Annotated in this window: 15 protein-coding genes; all 15 read right to left on the bottom strand. The window is 63.8% G+C overall.

What is annotated here, in order from left to right; genetic code table 11:
• Positions 1 to 68: 68 nt before the first annotated feature.
• Positions 69 to 1,748, bottom strand: a complete 1,680-nt coding sequence (gene recN, locus FF124_RS10450; RefSeq protein WP_138748426.1) for a DNA repair protein RecN — start codon at positions 1,746 to 1,748, stop codon at positions 69 to 71.
• A gap of 30 nt (positions 1,749 to 1,778) precedes the next feature.
• Positions 1,779 to 2,639, bottom strand: coding sequence for an outer membrane protein assembly factor BamD (locus FF124_RS10445; protein ID WP_138748425.1), 861 nt, complete (start codon positions 2,637 to 2,639; stop codon positions 1,779 to 1,781).
• A 249-nt stretch (positions 2,640 to 2,888) separates the two neighbouring features.
• Complete coding sequence (gene lpxC / locus FF124_RS10440) at positions 2,889 to 3,827, bottom strand: UDP-3-O-acyl-N-acetylglucosamine deacetylase (RefSeq protein WP_138748424.1); 939 nt, start codon at positions 3,825 to 3,827, stop codon at positions 2,889 to 2,891.
• Positions 3,828 to 4,097: 270 nt separating this feature from the next.
• Positions 4,098 to 5,759 (bottom strand): cell division protein FtsZ, encoded by a 1,662-nt coding sequence (gene ftsZ / locus FF124_RS10435; protein WP_138748423.1) that lies wholly within the window; start codon positions 5,757 to 5,759, stop codon positions 4,098 to 4,100.
• A 58-nt stretch (positions 5,760 to 5,817) separates the two neighbouring features.
• Positions 5,818 to 7,137 (bottom strand): cell division protein FtsA, encoded by a 1,320-nt coding sequence (ftsA, locus tag FF124_RS10430; protein WP_138748422.1) that lies wholly within the window; start codon positions 7,135 to 7,137, stop codon positions 5,818 to 5,820.
• Positions 7,134 to 8,051, bottom strand: a complete 918-nt coding sequence (locus tag FF124_RS10425; protein ID WP_138748558.1) for a cell division protein FtsQ/DivIB — start codon at positions 8,049 to 8,051, stop codon at positions 7,134 to 7,136. Before FF124_RS10425 ends, ftsA begins: the two co-directional genes overlap by 4 nt.
• Entirely contained in the window at positions 8,048 to 8,971 is a 924-nt protein-coding gene (locus tag FF124_RS10420) for a D-alanine--D-alanine ligase (RefSeq protein WP_138748421.1), read from the bottom strand. The genes FF124_RS10425 and FF124_RS10420 overlap by 4 nt, the downstream gene beginning before the upstream one ends.
• A gap of 212 nt (positions 8,972 to 9,183) precedes the next feature.
• A complete protein-coding gene (murB, locus tag FF124_RS10415) occupies positions 9,184 to 10,152 on the bottom strand; it encodes a UDP-N-acetylmuramate dehydrogenase (protein WP_138748420.1) in 969 nt (322 codons plus the stop codon).
• A 12-nt stretch (positions 10,153 to 10,164) separates the two neighbouring features.
• Positions 10,165 to 11,565: a UDP-N-acetylmuramate--L-alanine ligase gene (gene murC / locus FF124_RS10410; RefSeq protein ID WP_138748419.1), complete on the bottom strand. Its 1,401-nt coding sequence runs from the start codon at positions 11,563 to 11,565 to the stop codon at positions 10,165 to 10,167.
• Complete coding sequence (gene murG, locus FF124_RS10405) at positions 11,562 to 12,677, bottom strand: undecaprenyldiphospho-muramoylpentapeptide beta-N-acetylglucosaminyltransferase (protein WP_138748418.1); 1,116 nt, start codon at positions 12,675 to 12,677, stop codon at positions 11,562 to 11,564. Before murG ends, murC begins: the two co-directional genes overlap by 4 nt.
• A 9-nt stretch (positions 12,678 to 12,686) precedes the next feature.
• On the bottom strand, positions 12,687 to 13,847 hold the full coding sequence (ftsW, locus tag FF124_RS10400; RefSeq protein WP_138748417.1) for a putative lipid II flippase FtsW: 1,161 nt from the start codon (positions 13,845 to 13,847) through the stop codon (positions 12,687 to 12,689).
• Between the two features lie 3 nt (positions 13,848 to 13,850).
• Positions 13,851 to 15,257 (bottom strand): UDP-N-acetylmuramoyl-L-alanine--D-glutamate ligase, encoded by a 1,407-nt coding sequence (gene murD / locus FF124_RS10395; RefSeq protein WP_138748416.1) that lies wholly within the window; start codon positions 15,255 to 15,257, stop codon positions 13,851 to 13,853.
• Positions 15,258 to 15,268: 11 nt separating this feature from the next.
• Positions 15,269 to 16,369 carry a phospho-N-acetylmuramoyl-pentapeptide-transferase gene (gene mraY, locus FF124_RS10390; protein WP_138748415.1) on the bottom strand — a complete coding sequence of 367 codons (1,101 nt, stop codon included), beginning with the start codon at positions 16,367 to 16,369 and terminating at the stop codon, positions 15,269 to 15,271.
• Between the two features lie 133 nt (positions 16,370 to 16,502).
• On the bottom strand, positions 16,503 to 17,909 hold the full coding sequence (locus FF124_RS10385) for a UDP-N-acetylmuramoyl-tripeptide--D-alanyl-D-alanine ligase (protein ID WP_187326894.1): 1,407 nt from the start codon (positions 17,907 to 17,909) through the stop codon (positions 16,503 to 16,505).
• Positions 17,910 to 17,911: 2 nt separating this feature from the next.
• Positions 17,912 to 19,369 (bottom strand): UDP-N-acetylmuramoyl-L-alanyl-D-glutamate--2,6-diaminopimelate ligase, encoded by a 1,458-nt coding sequence (locus FF124_RS10380; protein WP_138748414.1) that lies wholly within the window; start codon positions 19,367 to 19,369, stop codon positions 17,912 to 17,914.
• Positions 19,370 to 19,381 lie beyond the last annotated feature (12 nt).

The raw sequence follows: 19,381 nt of genomic DNA, 5'->3' as shown, positions 1-19,381 counted from the left end.
TTTGGCGCGTTTTGCCCGCCTTCTCGGCATGGCCGGGGCTGACCTTATGTCAGCAAGCTTTGAATTTCCTAACTGTCGCCGGACAAAAGCTTCGCCGCCGCGGCGCGCGCTTCCGCCGTCACCTTGGCGCCGGCCAGCATGCGGGCGATTTCCTCCTGGCGCTCCTCCGGCCCGATCACCGCCACGCGGGTTGCAACCGTATCGTCCTTGCCCTTCTTGCCATTGCTCGCCTTGGAAATCAGATAGTGCCCTTTGGCGCGCGCGGCCACCTGCGGCGCGTGCGTGACCGAGAGAACCTGAACATTTTCGGCCAACCGGCGCAAGCGCTGGCCGATCGCGTCGGCAACGGCGCCGCCCACGCCGGTATCGATCTCGTCGAACACAAGCGTCGGCGCGGAGCCCTTGTCGGCGAGCGCCACTTTGAGCGCCAGCAGGAAACGCGAGAGCTCGCCGCCGGAGGCCACCTTCATGATCGGTCCGGGCCGCGTTCCCGGATTGGTCTGCACCTCGAAGGACACCGTGTCGATGCCTTCCGGCCCGGCATTGCCGTCATCGTTCGTGACCACGGCAGCAAAGCGCGCGCGCTCCAGCTTCAGCGCCGGCAGTTCGGCCATGACCGCTGCGGAGAGTTGTTCGGCCGCCCTGCCGCGGTCTCCGGACAACGCCCTCGCCTTGTCGTAAAAGGCCTTTTCCGCCGCCGCGGCCTCTGCGGTGAGCGCCTCCAGCTTCGCCTCTCCGGCATCGAGCTCTTCCAGGTCACCGACCATGCGTTCGGCAAGGGCGGGAAGCTCGGTCACCGGCACATTGTATTTGCGCGCGGCGCCTCTGAGCGCGAACAGCCGCTCCTCGACGCGCTCAAGCTCCTGCGGGTCGAAGGCGGCGCGCTCCAGAGCGGCCTCCACCTCCATCTGCGCGTTGGAGAGCTGTTCGAGCGCCGAATCGAGCAGGTTGACCGTGTTCTCGAGCAGGCCCGGCGCCTCGTGCGACTTGCGCTCCAGCCGACGCACCAGCGACGCGATCATCGGCACGGGCGAGGCATTGCCGTTCAGGAACTCGAGCGCCTCGGTAATGTCGCCGGCGATCCGCTCCGATTTCATCATCGTCGCGCGCCGCTCGGCCAGTTCGTCCTCCTCGCCGTCAACCGGGGAAAGAGCCTGAAGCTCCTCCACCGACGCGCGCAGGAAATCGGCCTCGCGTTCGGCCTCCTCGATCTGGGCGCGGTGCTTCTTAAGGCGCCGCTCGGCATCGCGCCATGCGCGGTGAAGCGCGCCGACGGCCTCCACATCGGCGGAGAGCCCGCCGAAAGCGTCGAGCAGCCTGCGATGCCCGTCCGTGTCGATCAGCGCGCGCTCGTCATGCTGACCGTGGATTTCGACAAGCAGCCGTCCGGCCTGGCGCATCAGCTGCACGCTCACCGACTGGTCGTTGATGAAGGCGCGGGTGCGCCCGTCCGCCGATTGCATCCGCCGGAAGATCAGATCGCCCTCGTCATCGAGGTCATTGTCGCGCAGGAGCAGGCGCACGGGGTGGTCCATGCCCACATCGAACACGGCGATCACCTGGCCGCTCTCCTGCCCGTGGCGCACAAGCGAGCCGTCGCCGCGCGCGCCGAGCGCGAGCGAGAGGCTGTCGAGCAGGATGGATTTGCCGGCGCCAGTCTCCCCGGTCAGAACCGAGAGACCGCCGCCGAGATCAAGTTCCAGCCGCTCGATCAAAACGATGTCTCGAATGGAAAGCTGGACTAGCATTGTGGTGTTCGCGCCCTGGCGAAAAGCGGTTTAGCTGGGGGTTGCACTGGAAACGGATGAGCCGCGCCCGGCCGATTTCGGCTCGAGCCCCTGCTTGTTCAGCAGGTTGTAGGCCCGTTCGTACCATGCGCTGTCAGGATAGTTGTGGCCGAGAACCCAGGCCGCATTCTGCGCTTCCGGGATCACGCCCATGGCATAATAGGCCTCGACCAGCCGCTCCAGCGCTTCCTCGATCTGGTTGGTGTCGGAGTAGTTGTTCACCACCGCATTGAACCGGGAGATCGCCGCGACATAGTCCTTGCGCTCAAGATAGTAGCGACCGACCTGCATGTCCTTGCCGGCGAGCTGGTCGCGGGCGTAACGGATCTTGGCGCGGGCATCGCTCACATATTCGGAGTCCGGATAATTGTCGATCACCTTCTGCATGGCATCGATCGTGCGTTCCGAGACCGCCTGATCCTGCGTCACGTCGACGATTTCCTTGGAATAGGCAAGGCCGACCAGATACTGGGCATAGGCCGCGTCCTTGGAATTCGGATAGAGCGACAGGTAGCGCTTGCCGGAGGTGACGGCGGCTTCATACTTGCGCGAGCGATACTGCAGATAGGTCTGCATGATCAGCGCCTGGCGCGCATAGTCGGAAAGCGGATTCTGGTCCTGGATGGACTTGAGTTTCCTCAGCGCCTCGCTGACCTTGCCGGCATTGATATTGGCAAGCGCCTCGTCATAAAGCTGCTGCGGCGGATCGGCTTCATACTGCAGCGTGGTGATGTCGACGTCCTTGTCGCGCGAGCATCCCGCCATCAACACGCTTGCGCCGAGAACGATGGCAACCGGAAGCGCGGCTGCGCGAAACGCTCCGACATTGGTTTTCTTCTTGATACCAGCCATTCTTCGAGCCTCATTTGCAGCGTCAGTGGATCGCATTTCAAAGTCGAAGGACGTTTTACGCATATCCCGCAGGCAAGAGCAATCTCACGTCGCCGAAAATCCGATAAATTTCTGCGGAGGAGCCGCAGCCATGAAGGGTGTCGCGCATCCGGAAAAACACGCTCTGGATGCAGCCCCGTCAGCATCGGCCATGAAAAAGCCGGCGCTCCGAAGAGCCGCCGGCATTCATTCTGCAACAACCCGCTACGTTCAGGAAACCGGCCCGGCCGCAACCACGTCGCCCTGTCGCAGGCGAAACGGCAAGGCCCCGCGCGGGGAAACGATGACGCAGGCGCCGGGCGTTTCGAAAAGCTTGCGCACGGCGGCCGCGTTCAGCGCGTGACCGCCGCGATAGGACCGGAAGCAACCTGCAAACCGCATGCCCATCATCGCGAGATCGCCCACCGCATCCAGCGTCTTGTGGCGCACGAATTCCTGTTCGTAGCGCAGGCCCTCGGGATTGATCACGCGGTTATCGTCGGAGATCACCACGGAGTTTTCCAGCGAGGACCCCAGAGCAAAGCCGCGGGCCCACATCGGCTCGACGTCCCGCATGAAGCCGAAGGTGCGCGCGCCCGAAAGCTCGGTGCGGAAGGTCTCCGCGCTCATGTCACCCGTCCATTTCTGGCGGCCGATCACCGGCGTGTCGAAATCGATCTCGACCTCGAAGCGCGTACCGTCATAAGGGGTGAACTCGGCCCAGCCGGCGCCGTTTTCGACGCGCACGGTCTTGGTCACCTTGAGGTAGCTGCGCTTTTCGGGAAGCGTGATGATGCCGGCCTCGTCCAGAGCCTCGACGAAAACCCGCGAACTGCCGTCCATGATCGGCATTTCCCCGCCCTCGACGGCAACCACAAGGTTGTCCACGCCGAAGGCATAGAGCGCGGCCATCACATGTTCGATCGTCGCGATCCATTCGCCGGGATGCTCGCCGAGAACGGTGCACAGCGCCGTCGGCCCGACATTGTCGGAAACGGCCTGGAACGAGGAAATCCGCCTGCCACCGGCATAGCGCTCGAAGACGATGCCGTGGTCGGCCTCGGCCGGCTGCAGCGTGATCGTCGCCGGCTTGCCCGAATGCACACCGATCCCCGAAATCCTGACGGATTTCGCTACCGTTGTCTGCAAACCGAAAAATCCTGACGACATAGTCACGCCCTTATTTCAACATCTACTCAAAAACATCTGGCTGCGAGACCCCGACCGGAGGGATCGGCAACGATGTGCGCTGCCCCCGATTCAGGCGCTTGGCATGTAATTACGCACTGGCCCCGTTGAATCCAAATCACTGTTTCTTTCCGTATGTTACGAAAGTCGAAAAACCCGGCCGCCAGAGGCGACCGGGCTCACTTCGCGAGAAGGTTTTCGAAAAGACGGTTAGCGCTTCCCTAAGGCGGGAAGCGGCAGGACCGTGACGGATCAGTTCGCCTGGCGACGCAGGAAGGCGGGAATATCGAACTGATCGTCATCCTGGCGGGCGGCGGGCTGCTCTTGAGCACGACGCGGCGCGTAAGGATTGTTTTGCTGAGGCTGCTGAGGAGCCTGCTGGCGCGGCGCCGGCTGCTGCTCGTGATGGCCCTCGAAGCTTTCATCGCCGCGACCGAGCGTGTTCGACAGGCGCTTGAACAGGCCCTTCGGGCCGCGCTCTTCATGCTCCTGGCGACGGCTGGCGCTCATTTCCGGCTGAACCACCGGCGGAAAGTCGGCGACTTCCGGCATGCGACGCGGCTCGGCGGCCTGCTGGCGCGGAGCCTGCTGCGGGGCCGGAGCCGGCTGGCTCGGGGCCTGCTGGCGCGGCGCCTGCGGCTGATGCGGCTCGGCTGCGAAGATCTGGCTCTTCGGCTGCACGTTCACGCTCGGCTGCTGCGGCTTCTGCTGCGGCGCACGGGAAACGGCCATCTGCAGCTCGCGTTCCATTTCGGCTTCGGCCGAACGGATGGTCTCGGCAATCGGATCGACCGCGCGCGGCTGGGGCTGCGGGGCGGGCTGCGGAGCAGCCTGCTGCGGCGCCTGGCTGAAGGTCTGGCCGCCATTGTTCTGGCCGCCATTGGTGCTGCGGATTTCCGGACGGGCCTCGCGGCGGGGTTCCGGGACATCCTCATAGCCTTCGGCCATCGAGCGGTCGATGCCGGTGGCAACGACGGAGACGCGGATGATGCCTTCCAGTTCCTCGTCGAAGGTGGCGCCGAGGATGATGTTGGCGTCCGGATCGACTTCTTCGCGAATACGCGTTGCGGCTTCGTCGACCTCGAAGAGCGTGAGGTCGCGACCGCCAGTGATCGAGATCAGCAACCCTTGAGCGCCGCGCATCGAGGTTTCGTCAAGCAGCGGATTGGCAATGGCGGCTTCGGCGGCCTGCATCGCACGGCCTTCGCCGGATGCCTCGCCCGTGCCCATCATCGCGCGGCCCATCTCGCGCATCACCGAACGGACGTCGGCGAAGTCGAGGTTGATCAGGCCTTCCTTGACCATCAGGTCGGTGATGCAGGCAACGCCCGAATAGAGCACCTGGTCGGCCATCGCGAAGGCGTCGGCGAAGGTCGTCTTGTCATTGGCGATCCGGAACAGGTTCTGGTTCGGAATGACGATCAGCGTATCGACCGACTTCTGCAGTTCCTCGATGCCGGCGTCAGCGAGACGCATGCGGCGCTGGCCTTCGAACTGGAACGGCTTGGTGACGACGCCGACGGTGAGGATGCCCTTGTTGCGGGCGGCCTGGGCCACGATCGGCGCGGCGCCCGTGCCGGTTCCGCCGCCCATGCCGGCGGTGACGAAGCACATATGGGTATTGTTGAGGTGATCGATGATCTCATCGATGCACTCTTCCGCGGCAGCCCGGCCGACTTCCGGCTGCGAACCGGCGCCGAGACCTTCGGTCACGCCGACGCCAAGCTGGATGACGCGTTCGGCCTTGGTCATGGTCAGCGCCTGGGCGTCCGTGTTGGCGACGACAAAGTCGACGCCCTGCAGGCCCGCCGTGATCATGTTGTTGACGGCGTTGCCGCCGCCGCCGCCGACACCGAAAACGGTGATGCGCGGCTTCAGTTCGGTAATATCTGGCTTCTGAAGCGTAATAGTCATTCGTTTCGTTCCTTCTCGCTATGGCCGCACCGCCAAGCCGGCCAATCTCTCGTGTTCTTTAAAAACTTTCCCTCAACCACTGGCCGACGCGTGACAGGCGTCCGCCTCCCGATGGCAGAAAACCCCGCTGTTCGCCGCCATAGGTTTCGCTTTCCGCAAGCTGCGGATAGATCAACAGTCCCGCTGCCGTGGCAAAGGACGGGCCCTTGGCCGGAAGCGGCAGACCGGATACGCCCATCGGACGTCCGATTCTGACATTGCGGCTCAGGATGCGCCGCGCGAGTTCGCAAAGGCCGATCAGTTGGCTTGCGCCGCCGGTCAGCACCACCCGTTTGCCGACAACCGCCGAATAGCCCGAAAGCTGGATGCGGTCGCGGATCAGCTCGAGCGTTTCCTCGACCCGCGCCCGGACAATCTTCGACAGAAGCGCCTTGGAGATCTGGCGCGGCTGGTCATGGTCGTCGTGGCCGATCGAGGGCACGGCGATCATCTCGCGTTCGTCGGCGCTTGAGGCAAGCGTCGAGCCGTGAACGCATTTCAGCCGCTCGGCATCCTCCATCCGGGTCGAAAGACCACGGGCAAGGTCTGTCGTCACATGGTGACCGCCGAGGCTGATCGCGTCGGTATGCACGAGGCGGCCTTCGGAAAAGACCGAGATGGTCGTGGTGCCGGCGCCCATGTCGATCGCCGCGCAGCCGAGTTCGACTTCATCGTCGACCAGCGCTGCAAGGCCGCTGGCATAGGGCGTCGCCACCATGCGCTCGACCGAAAGATGGGCGCGGTTAACGCAGAGCTCGAGGTTGCGCAGCGCCAGCCGTTCGGCCGTCACCACATGCAGGTCGACGCCGAGCGTCTCGCCATACATGCCGAGCGGATCGCGAATGCCGCGCTCGCCGTCCAGCGTGAAGCCGGCCGGCAGGGAGTGCAGAACCTGGCGCTCATCATTGACCGAGCGGCGCGAGACCGCCGACAGAACGCGGCGCAGATCCGAGGCATCGACGTCCTGACCACCGAGATCGATCGCCGCTGTATAGGTATCGCTCTTGATGCGACCGGCCGAGACGTTGACGATCAGGCTGTCGATCGTGATCCCCGCCATGCTTTCCGCCGCGTCGACGGCAAGCCGGATAACATGTTCGGCCGCGTCGAGATTGACGATGACGCCGCTCTTGATGCCCTGCGAGCGCTGATGACCGATACCGATGATCTCGATATTGTGGGTGCGGCCCGGCAGGATCTGGCTTTCGGCGCGCGGCGTCAGCCGGGCGATCATGCAGACGATCTTGGACGAACCGATATCCAGCACGCTGACGATATGGGTCTTCTTCGCGGAAAGGGGTTTCGCCCGGCCGAAGCCGGCGTTGCCGAACAGGCTCACAGGCGCCTCCCCTTGTTCTTGAATGTTTTCTCGAGCGCTTCGGTCGCCGCCTGTCGCTTCTCCATGGCCTCGGCCGTCAGCTGGATCGCGATCCGGTCGTCAAGCCTGAGATCGACGGCGGCGATCTCGCGTTCCAGGATCGACCGGCTTTCCTCAAGCCCCCTGAGGCGCACGAGAGCGGCTTCCGTCTGCTTCTGCGGCAGCTTCACGATCATGCCGTTGTCGAGGTAGAGGTCCCAGCGGCGGCCGTCGACGCGCTTGTAGGCGCGCACGCGGTCGGAAAGCGCCGGCCAGCCTTCCAGCAGGTCGCCGATTTCGGCGGCGGCAAAATTGCCGCCCTGACCGAGAACCAGCGGCAGCCTGCGGAATTTCGGCGCGCTGAGCGGGCCGATGACATTGCCGTTCTGCTCGATCATAAGCGTGCGGCCGTCTTCCTGCTGCCAGAGCGCATAGGGCTCGCGTTCGGTGAGCGTGATCTTCAGCGTCGAGGGGTAGATCTTGCGCACATCGGCTTCCGCCACCCAGGGCAGGTTCAGAAGCTGGCCGCGCGCGAGCTGGACGTCGATGCCGCGCAGCGAATAGGCGCCTTCAAGGCCGAGGCTCTGCAAAATGGCGATCTCGGATGTCTCCTGGTTGCCGGAAATCTCGATGTCCTCGACGGCAAAACCGGCGAGCTGGAACGCAGCGCGGCGAACCAGATCCCCCTTGTCGGCAACGGCAATCGCATTGGCGCCGACGGCAACGAAAAACACCAGCGCGGCAAGGCTTCCCGCATGGCGCGGCACGGGCGTGCGGCCCGTGAGAAGGCCGGTCGAAACGCGGACCACGCGCCTGACGGGGCGCGGCAGGACGCCGCCCCGACCGACGGGTTCGCTGCGGCCGTGATCGACCGTATCGCCCTTTTTCGCCTTCATCGCAAACACGAAGCGTCCTCCACCATCCACCGGAGAAATGCACCAAAATCATAGCCGGCATCTGCAGCCATTTCGGGAACCAGAGAGGTTTCGGTCATCCCGGGCTGGGTGTTCACCTCCAGCCAGATGATGCCGTCTTCGCCCAGCGTCTCGTCGAAACGGAAATCCGAACGGGAAACGCCGCGGCACCCGATTGCCTGATGCGCCTGAACGGCCAATGATTGAATCTTTTGGTAAATATTCGGTTTAATTTCCGCGGGCAGAATGTGTTTCGATCCGCCGGGCCGATATTTGGCGTCGAAATCGTAGAATTTCTGGCCGACGGGAACGATCTCGGTCACGCAAAGCGCCGTGCCGTCCATCACCCCGCAGGTGAATTCGCGGCCCTTGATGAAGCGCTCGACCATGATCTTCTCGCCGAAGGTCCATTCGTCAGACGAGATCGATTGCGGCGGATTTGCCTGGTCCTCGTCGACGATCAGCACGCCGAAGGACGAGCCCTCGTTGATCGGCTTCAGGACATAGGGCGGCGCCATCGGATGGCGATTGCCGATCTCGCCGCGCTGAAGAATAAGGCTGTCCGCAACCGGAACGCCGCAAGCGGCAGCAACCCGCTTGGCCTGGGCCTTGTCCATGGCCAGCGCCGAGGCCAGCACACCGGAATGGGTATAGGGGATTTCAAGATATTCGAGGATGCCCTGCACCTTCCCGTCTTCGCCGAAGGGGCCGTGAAGCGCATTGAAGGCGACATCGGGCTTCAGTTCGGAGAGCACGGTGGCGACATCGCGGGTCACGTCGATCCGGCTGACGCGGAAGCCTTCGGCCTCCAGCGCGTCGGCGCAGGACTTTCCCGATGCCAGGCTGACCTGACGCTCGGAGGAAAATCCGCCCATTAATACAGCCACATTTCCGGAACTCATACCCGTCCCCGCCTTTGCCGGCAAAAGCCGGACCAACACCTGGAATACCGCTTTTTTGAGGAAAGCGTTTCGTATCCCCATTAGTGAAGGAGGATGGTTAATGAAGCGTTTACTTTGGTTAACCGGATGAGAAAAAGCTGTTCAGGTTGAGGCTTTTAGCCTTGCCTGACAGCGCTACCGCCCCGCCCCCAGGGGCTTTCGGGCAAGAGGTCTCAATCCAGATCCTGGGGCACGAATTCGTAGATATCGCGGCCGGCGAGGAAACGTCCGACGCGCCGGATTTCCCATTCCAGCAGGATGCCCGAGTGGTTATAGACGCGCTCGCGCACGGTCTCGCCGAGATATTCCAGATCATAGGCCGACGCATTGCCGCGATTGATCATGAAATTGCAGTGCATCGGCGACATCTGCGCCCCGCCGATCATCAACCCGCGACAGCCGGCCTCGTCAATCAGCCGCCAGGCCGACTGGCCGTCCGGGTTCTTGAAGGTCGAGCCGCCGGTCTTCTCCTGCACAGGCTGAACGGTCTCGCGATGATGCCGCACCGCTTCCATCTCGTCGCGAATCACAGACCGTTCCCGGGCAAAGCCCTCAAGCAGGGCGCCAGTGAAGATCACGCCCTTCGGCACGGCGGCGGAGCGATAGCCATAGCGCATCGCCTCGCGCGGGATCGTCACCGTCTCGCCCTTTCGGTTCATGCCGTAGATCTCGACGACGCGTTCCGAAATTTCCGTGCCGTGGGCACCGGCATTCATCGCCAGCGCGCCCCCGAGCGAGCCGGGAATGCCATACATGAAGGCGAACCCGCCAATGCCCTGATCCATGGCGAAACCGGCGATATGCTTGTCCGGTGAAATCGCGCCGGCGATGATCCGGTTCTCGCCCGCCATCTCCTGCTGACCAAACCCCTTGGCCGAAAGGCGCACCACCGCGCCGGAAAGCCCGCCGTCGCGCACCAGGAGATTCGAGCCGACGCCGATGACGCTCAATGGCACATCTGCCGGAAGCGCCCGCAGAAACAGCCGCAGGTCGTCCTCGTCGAGCGGCTGGAACAGAAGCTCGGCAGGACCGCCGGCGCGCAGCCAGGTGACCCGCTCCATCGCCGTATTGGGGACGAGCCGGCCCCTCAGTTCGGATGCGGCCTTGCCGAGCCTGTCAATCAGACCTTTGCCGTCAAACATGGGCGCGCTCCATCAGTTCATGTTCTGAAGCGAAGAGGGAAGCCGCGCGGCCCACTGGGTAATGCTGCCGGCCCCGAGCATGACAACGAAATCGCCGGGTTTGGCAATGCCGGCGATGCGCGCCGCCAATTCTTCCTCGGCGGCAAGATAGCGCGCGTCGCGATGACCGGCGGCCCTGATGCCGGCAGCGAGCGTTTCGCCGTCATAGCCTTCGCGCGGGTCTTCGCCGGCCGCATAGACGGGGGCGATGAAAACCGTGTCGGCATCATTGAAGCAATTGGTGAAATCCTCGAACAGGCTTTCCAGCCGCGAATAACGATGCGGCTGATGGATGGCGATGATCCGGCCGTCGCAGGCCTCGCGCGCGGCGCGCAGGACGGAGCGGATCTCGACCGGGTGATGGCCGTAATCATCGAAAATCTGCACATCATTCCAGGTTCCGACCAGCGTGAACCGCCGCTTGACGCCGCCAAAGGCCGCAAGCCCCTTGCGGATGTCGTCTTCGGAGATATGCAGCCGGTCGGCAACGGCAATGGCCGCCGTCGCGTTCGACACATTGTGGCGGCCGGGCATCGGCAACGCCAGGTTTTCGAGCTTCACCGAAGGCCGGCGACGCCGGCGGATATCGACGTCGAAGATCGTATGGATGCCCTCGTTGCGGATATTGGAAAAGCGCACATCGGCCTGGCGGTTCTCGCCATAGGTGACGATGCGCCGGTCCTCGATCTGGCCGACAAGCGACTGCACCTCCGGATGATCAAGGCAGAGCACGCCGCAGCCGTAGAACGGCACGTTCTCGACAAACTGGCGGAAAGCGGCGCGCACGCCGTCAAACGTGCCATAATGGTCGAGATGTTCGGGATCGATATTGGTGACGACGGCGATCTCGGCAGGCAGTTTCAGGAAGGTGCCGTCGGATTCATCCGCCTCGACCACCATCCAGTCCCCCTCGCCCATGCGCGCATTGGTGCCATAGGCATTGATGATGCCGCCATTGATCACGGTCGGATCAAGATTGCCGGCATCAAGCAGCGCGGCAACCATCGAGGTGGTCGTGGTCTTGCCATGGGTGCCGCCAATGGCGATCGCATCGCGAAAGCGCATCAGTTCAGCCAGCATCTCCGCGCGGCGCACCACAGGCAGGTGCCTCTCGCGGGCGGCGACGAGCTCGGGATTGGCGCGTTTGATCGCCGAGGAAACGACGACGACTTCCGCATCGCCCAGGTTCTCGGGCCTGTGTCCGATGGAAACGGCAATGCCCTTCTCGCGCAGCCGCTGGACATTGGCGCTTTCAGCCTGGTCGGAGCCCTGCACCTTGTAGCCGAGATTCTTCAGGACCTCGGCGATGCCGCTCATGCCGATACCTCCGATGCCGACAAAATGAACGACACCGATCGCCTGAGGCATTTTCATCTTTCCGTTCCTTCAATCTTCCTGCCCGACGCAAGCGCCTCAGCCATATCGGCGAGCCGTTCCGTCGCGTCGGGTTTGCCAGCATTCTTCGCCGCCAGCGCCGCGGCGGACAGTTTCTCCGGATCATTCACCGCTTCGGTTAATAATTCCGCAAAGCGCTCTTCCGTCAGTTCCGCCTGCCGCACGACCTCTGCCCCGCCGTTTGCCGAAACCAGCGCCGCATTGGCCGCCTGGTCATGATCGAGCGCATGGGGATAGGGCACATAGATCGCCGGCCGTCCGATAACGGAAATTTCAGAGACCGTCGAGGCGCCCGAGCGGCAGACGACGAGATGCGCCTCGGCGATCCGCCGGGCCATGTCGGAAAAGAAGGGCGAGATTTCCGCCGGCACGCCGAGTTCGGCAAAACGCGCGGTCACCTGATCGACATCTTCCGGCCGCGCCTGCTGCGTCACCCGGATGAGCGCCCGCAGCTCCGGCGCAAGACGGGAAAGCGCATCGGGAACCGCATCGGCGAAGAAATGCGCCCCCTGGCTTCCGCCGAAGACAAGGAGGTTGAACGGCGCGTCCGCCGTCCGCTCGCCATAGGCTGTCGCCGCGGCCTCCAGAACGGCGGGCCGCACCGGATTGCCGGTCTGGAATATCTTGGCGCTGAGCGGTTCGCCTTCAGCCGTCAGAAACCCGCCGGCAATGGCGTTGACGCGCGGCGCCAGCATCTTGTTGGCGCGCCCCATCACCGCGTTCTGCTCATGCAGCATGGTCGGAATGCCGCTGGCTGCTGCGGCGTAAAGCGGAGGCACCGTCGGATAGCCGCCAAAACCGATCACGGCGGCAGGCCGGTATTCGGCAAACAGCGACCGCGCCACACGCGAGCCCTTGAACAGGGTGAACCCCGCCTTGATGATCGAGAGCGGGTTCTTCGAACCGATCGTAGCCGAAGGCACGACGTGGATTTCGTCCGCCGGGAAGTTCCCCGAATAGCGCTCGGCGCGACTATCTGTCACCAGATGGACCGTGTGGCCCCGGCGGATCAGTTCATGCGCCAGGGCTTCTGCCGGAAACACATGGCCGCCGGTCCCTCCGGCGGCGAGGAAGAAGAGCTTGCTTTCCATGGTAAAAACCTATTCCGCCGGCACGCCGCGCGATCGGCCCGGCTGAAAGAAATGGTCCTGGCGGGCGCGCTTTTCAGGCCGGTGACGCGTCAGTGCCAGGATGAAGCCCGCGCCGACGCAGGTCGCGATCATCGACGAGCCGCCGGCCGAGATCAGCGGCAGGGTCATGCCCTTGGCCGGCATCAGCTGCAACGCGACGCCGATATTGATGATCGACTGCATGCCGATCTGCAGCACGAGGCCGGCGACGGCAAAGCGGGCGAAGTCATCGCGCTCGCGATAGGCATGGGTCAGGCCGCGCAGCACGATGAAGGCGAAGATCGCGACGATGAACATGCAAAACAGGATGCCGAACTCTTCCGCCGCGACGGAGAAGACGAAGTCCGTATGGCTGTCGGGGAGGCGGCGCTTGACGATGCCCTCGCCCGGCCCGAGGCCGAAAAGTCCGCCATGCTGAATGGCCTTGGCCGCCAATTCCACCTGGAGATTGTCGCCCTCGCCGGTGAGGAACCGGTCGATACGCGAGGTCACGTGCGGGAGCCAGGTATAGGCCGCGAGAAAGCCGGCAACGCCGGCGCCGCCGAGACCGGCGATCCAGATCCACGACATGCCGGCCATGAAGAAGATGCCGCCCCAAACGATGCCGAGAAGCACGGTCTGGCCGAAATCCGGCTGGGCGATCAGAAGAACGGCCGAGATGATGAACAGCAGCCCGGCGAAGAGATTGCCGGGAATTTCGGGATAACGATGATGTTCGGCAAACAGCCAGGCGCAGACAACGGCGAAGGCGGGTTTGAGGAACTCGGACGGCTGCACGGAAAAACCGGCGAGCACGATCCAGCGCCGCGAGCCATTATTGGCCGTGCCGACAAAAAGCGTCGCCACCATCGCCATCAGCGAGCCGATCAGGATGATCACGGCAAGCCGGCGGATCATCCGCGGCGAGCAGAAGGAAAGCCCGATCATCACCGCAAGCGACGGCGCGAGAAAGATTGCATGGCGGCGGACGAAGTGGAAACTGTCATAGCCGAGGCGATCGGCAACGGCGGGCGAAGCCGCGAAGGAGAGCATGAAACCGATGCCCATCAGCGCGATGAAGGCCGCGAGCAGCCATCGGTCGATGGTCCAGAACCAGTCCGCGATCGGACCGCGTTGAACGCGAGAGACCATGGCTTACTTCCCCCTGACGGTTTCATCTGGCGGGCTCACGCCATCAAGCGCCATCACGGCGCTGACGAAGGCGTCTCCGCGTTTCTCGAAACTTCTGAACTGATCGAAACTGGCGCAGGCCGGCGACAGGAGCACGACCGGCGTCGCCGCTTCGCTTGCCGCCGCGTCGGCGGCCGCGTCATTGACGGCCTGCTCCAAAGTGCCGGACAGCACGATTTCGCTCTTGCCGGAAAGCGTCCCGGCGAAGGCGTCTGCCGCCTCCCCGATCAGATAGGTTTTGATGATCTTCGGGAAGAAGGTCTCAAGCGCGGCAATGCCGCCCTGCTTCGCCCGCCCGCCGGCAATCCAGTAGATCGTGTCGAAGGTCTTCAGTGCAGGCGCCGCGGCTTCCGCATTCGTCGCCTTGGAATCATTGACGAACAGCACCTTGCCGCGCCGCGCGATCGGCTGCATGCGATGCGCCAGACCCTTGAACGTCGCGATTCTGGCGCGGATTTCAGCGTCCGAAAGCCCGACTGCACGGCAGGCGGCGAACGCCGCGGCGACGTTCTGGCCGTTATGCGCGCCGCGCAAAACCGTATGACCGGAAAGATCGACGACCACGCGGCCATCCTCGGCAGACACAATGGCCCGCCCGTCGAAGGCAAGACCCGCCTCGGCATGGGTGATATCAGCCGAAACCGGGACCACCGCATGGCCGGCATCGATCAGACGGCGGGCAATGGCGCGGCAATAATCGTCATCAGCGCCGACGACCGCGGTCTCAGCGCCGGCAACCAGCCGCTCCTTGATCGCCGCATAGCGGTCCATGTCGCCGTGTCGGTCGAGATGGTCCGGCGTGAGGTTCAACAGAAGGCCGACATCGGCATCAAGCGTCGGCGCGAGGTCGATCTGGTAGGAAGAGCACTCGACCACGTAGAAGCGCTCCGGCGACAGCGTCTCAAGATCGAGTACCGCGCGGCCGATATTGCCGCCGACCTGAGCGTCGCGCCCGGCTTCCTTCAAAATATGGCCGATCAGCGCCGTCGTCGTCGATTTGCCGTTCGTGCCGGTGATCGCGATCAGCTTTGCTTGCGCGCAGGTCGCGCGACGTTCGCGGACAAACAGCTCGATATCGCCGATGATCTCGACGCCGGCGGCTTTGGCCAGTTCCACGGTCCAGTGCGGTTTGGGATGGGTGAGCGGCACGCCGGGGGCCAGGACAAGCGCGTCGAAGCCGCTCCAGTCCGCAGCCTTCAGGTCGACCAGCGGAATGCCTGCCGCATCGGCGGCCGCACGGCTCTCCTCGCGATCGTCAAAGGCCGCGACATCCGCGCCGCCGGCAACCAGCGCCCTCGCGCTTGCAAGGCCCGAGCCGCCGAGCCCGAAGAGGGCGACCTTTTTGCCGGAAAAGACGGAGACCGGGATCACGGATTATTTTCCTATCGAAGCTTCAGGGTCGAAAGGCCGATCATGGCAAGGCCGAAGGAGATGATCCAGAAGCGGATCACCACCTGGCTCTCGGTCCAGCCGAGCTTTTCGAAATGGTGGTGGATCGGCGCCATCAGGAACACCCGCTTGGCGGTCTTCTTGTAGACGGCGACCTGGATGATCACGGACAGCGCCTCGAGCACGAACAGGCCGCAAATGATCGCCATGACGATCTCATGCTTGGTGGCAACGGCGACCGAGCCGATCAGCCCGCCAAGCGCCAGCGAACCGGTATCGCCCATGAAAATCGCGGCCGGCGGCGCGTTGAACCACAAGAAGCCCATGCAGGCGCCGATAACGGCGGAGAGCAGCACCACGAGTTCGCCCGTGCCGGGGACGTAATTGATCTGCAGATAGGTGGCGAAAACCGAGTTGCCGACGACATAGGCGATCAGCGCGAAGGAGCCGGAGGCGATGATCACCGGCACGGTCGCAAGCCCGTCAAGGCCGTCGGTCAAGTTCACCGAATTGCCTGCGGCAACGATGACGAAGGCGCCGAAGGGGATGAAGAACCAGCCAAGATCGATGATCACGTCCTTGAAGAAGGGAAAGGTCAGCGCCGAGCCGAGCGTCGCGCCGTCGATCGAAGCCAGATTGGCGGCATACATCATGAAGGCAACGGCAACGCCGGCGATGATGAATTCGAAGAACAGGCGGCGTCTTCCGGAAAAGCCCTTGTCGGACTGTTTGGTGACCTTGAGATAGTCGTCATAAAAGCCGATCGCGCCGAAGCCCAGCGTGACCAGCAGCGTTGCGACCACATAGGCGTTGGAAAGATCCGCCCACAACAGCGCGGAACCGACGATGCCGGCAAGGATCATCAGCCCGCCCATGGTCGGCGTTCCGGCCTTCTTGAAATGCGTCTGCGGTCCGTCGGCGCGGATCGGCTGCCCCTTGCCCTGCCTGATTCGCAAGGCCGCGATGATGCGCGGTCCGAACAGGAAGACGATCAGGGCCGAGGTAAAAACGGCTGCGCCGGAACGGAAGGTGATATAGCGGAACAGATTGAAAAACTGGAACTTGTCGGACAGCTCCACAAGCCAAATCAGCATGAACGCCCCTTTCCAGCGACGGCGGAACGCGCCGGTTCGAGCCCCGAACGGGACGAAACCGGCGCTTCAAAATTGCGTATCTCGCGGCATATCAAAGGTCTGTTTACCACGAAAAAAGTTTATCAGCGGTTTATCACCGCGCGGGATAGGCCTCGGTCAGTTTCGCGACGATCCTGCCGAATCCCACACCGTTTGACGACTTTACCATTACCGTGTCCCCGGCCGCGACCGCGCCCACGGCGAATTCGGCCAGTTCATCGGCATTCGCCCGATATTCCACAACAATGCTTTCCGGGAGCGCATCCCTGAGCGCCTTGATGTGGTCTCCTGCAAGCCAGACATCCGTGACGCCGGCCGAAAGCAACGGCCCGGCAAGCGCCTCATGGGCCTCGTGAGCGTAATCGCCAAGTTCCAGCATATCGCCAAGTATGGCGATCCTGCGTCCATCGCCATCGCCCGCACCCAGCAATTCCAGCGCGGCGCGCATCGAGGCCGGATTGGCGTTATAGCTTTCGTCGATCAGGGCAAAACTGCCCTTGCCGATCGAAAGCAGCTGTCGCTGTCCCCTGCCCTTCATCTGCTCGGCGCTTTCCAGCGCCTCGAGCGCGGCATGGGCGTCACCGCCGGCCATGGAGATCGCGGCAAGCGCTGCAAGCGCGTTCTCCGCCATGTGCTGGCCGGGCAGGCCGAGATTGAAGGAGATCGGCTCTTCCGTGCCGAGCAGCGCCTGGACATGCCCCTTGTCGCCGACGGTGCGATAGTCGAGCAGGCGGAACAGCGCCTTGGCATGCTCGCCGAAGGAGACGATCTGCGCGCCGCAATTCTTCGCAACCCGCGCGAGCGCCTCGAACTCCTCGATATCGCGGTTGATGATGGCCGCCCCTTCCGGCTCCAGCCCCTCGAATATCTCCGCCTTGGCGGCGGCGATTTCCTTGATGCCGGAGAAATTGCCGATATGGACGGGGGCAATGGTGGTCACGACGGCGACATGCGGGCGCACCAGCTTCGTCAGCGGTCGGATCTCGCCGGAATGGTTCATGCCGATCTCGAACACGCCGAATTCGGTGTCAGCCGGCATGCGCGCAAGCGTCAGCGGCACGCCCCAGTGATTGTTGAACGAGGCAACGGCGGCATGAACCTTTCCGGAGGCCTTCAGACCGCGCGCGATCATCTCCTTGGTCGAGGTCTTGCCGACCGAACCGGTGACGGCGACGATGCGGCCGGCAACGCGGGCGCGGGACGCCACGGCAAGGCGCACCATCGCTTCCAGTACGTCGTCGACCACGATCATCGGACAGGTGAGCCTGCCGAGCGCCGGCAGTTTCGCCTCCGAGATCACCAGAAGTCCCGCGCCGTTGGCGGCGGCAAGTCCGGCAAAGGAATGTCCGTCAACCCGGTCGCCCTTGATGGCGAAGAAGGCCTCGCCTGGAGCAATCGAACGGCTGTCGATGGAAATGCCGTTGACGCCTTCCGGCAGTTCGCCGACCGGACGGCCATCCATGGCCGCGACCATATCGGCGGATGTCCATAGCAAACTCACGGTCAGATACCCTCCAGTGCTTTTTTCACTTCGGCAAGATCGGAGAAGGGCCGCGTGACGCCGTTGGCCGTCTGCCCCTCCTCATGCCCCTTGCCGGCCACAATCAGCGTGTCGCCGGTCTTCAACAGGGAGGCCGCGTGGATGATCGCCTCGCGGCGGTCGCCGATCTCGACGGCGCCGGGCGCGGCGGCTATGATCTCGGACCGGATCACCTCCGGCTCTTCGGAACGCGGATTGTCGTCGGTGACGATCACGATATCGGCAAGCCGCGTGGCAATCTCGCCCATGATCGGCCGCTTGCCCTTGTCGCGATCGCCGCCGCAGCCGAAGACGACGACGACGCGGCCGGTGGTAAAGGGACGCACTGCGGCCAGCACCTTTTCCAGCGCGTCCGGCTTGTGGGCATAGTCGACATAGGCAAGCGCGCCATGTGCCGCCTTTCCGGCCAGTTGCAGACGGCCTTCGGCGCCCTCGAGTTTCTCGAGAGCTGCAAGCGCATCCTTGGCTTCAACCCCGGTGGCAATGGCAAGGCCTGCGGCGACGAGCGCATTGGAAATCTGGAATTCACCGGCCAGCGGCAGGCGCACTTCATGGATCGCACCGTTGTGCAAGACTTCGGCGAACTGGCTGTCGCGCTTCTGCTCGACGCGCTTGAGCGTCAGGAAATCGCCCTTGCGGCCAACCGTCAGCACCTCGTGCCCGGCGGCCTTCGCCGCCTCGGCAGCGCGCCCCGACCATTCGTCATCGGCATTGATGACGGCCGGCAGGCCACGCGGCAAAACCCGGTCGAAGAGATGCATCTTGGCGCCGAAATAATGCTCCACCGTCGGGTGGTAATCCATGTGGTCGCGGCCGAGATTGGTGAAGCCGGCGGCGGCAAGCTTCACCCCGTCGAGCCGGTACTGGTCGAGCCCGTGGCTGGAGGCCTCCATCGCCGCATGGGTCACACCGTCCCCGGCGAGTTCGGCGAGCAGCGCATGCAGGACGGCGGGATCCGGCGTGGTGAGCGAACCATAGTCCTTGCGCCCCGGCGCCATCACGCCGGTGGTACCGATCATCGCTGCAGAATGCCCGGCCTGCGCCCAGATCTGCCGGGTAAAGGCGGCAACCGATGTCTTGCCCGCCGTGCCGGTGACGGCCACCATGGTCTCGGGCTGGCTGCCAAAGAAACGGGCTGCGGCAAGCGCCAGGAACAGGCGCGGATTGTCGACCTGGAGCACGGGGATCTTCGCGCTGTCGACCGCGGCCGCGCTGACGGCGATCTGAGCGCCCTTCTCGGCCGCATCCTCTATATAGGCAGCGCCGTCGGCCTTGCTTCCGGCAATGGCGACGAACAACATGCCGGCCTTGATCTTGCGGCTGTCCGCCGAGATGCCGGTGATCTCGATCGCGCCCGCGCGCCCGGCAAGAGCCGCGTTCAGTTCGGGAAAGGCCGTTCCGGCCAGCGCGCGCATCAGCATTTTCGATCTCTT

This window comes from Martelella lutilitoris, from assembly GCF_005924265.1.
In the GTDB taxonomy this organism is placed as follows: domain Bacteria; phylum Pseudomonadota; class Alphaproteobacteria; order Rhizobiales; family Rhizobiaceae; genus Martelella; species Martelella lutilitoris.
The sequence above is the reverse complement of the archived record's forward strand: the minus strand, read 5'-3'. Positions and strand labels throughout refer to the sequence as shown.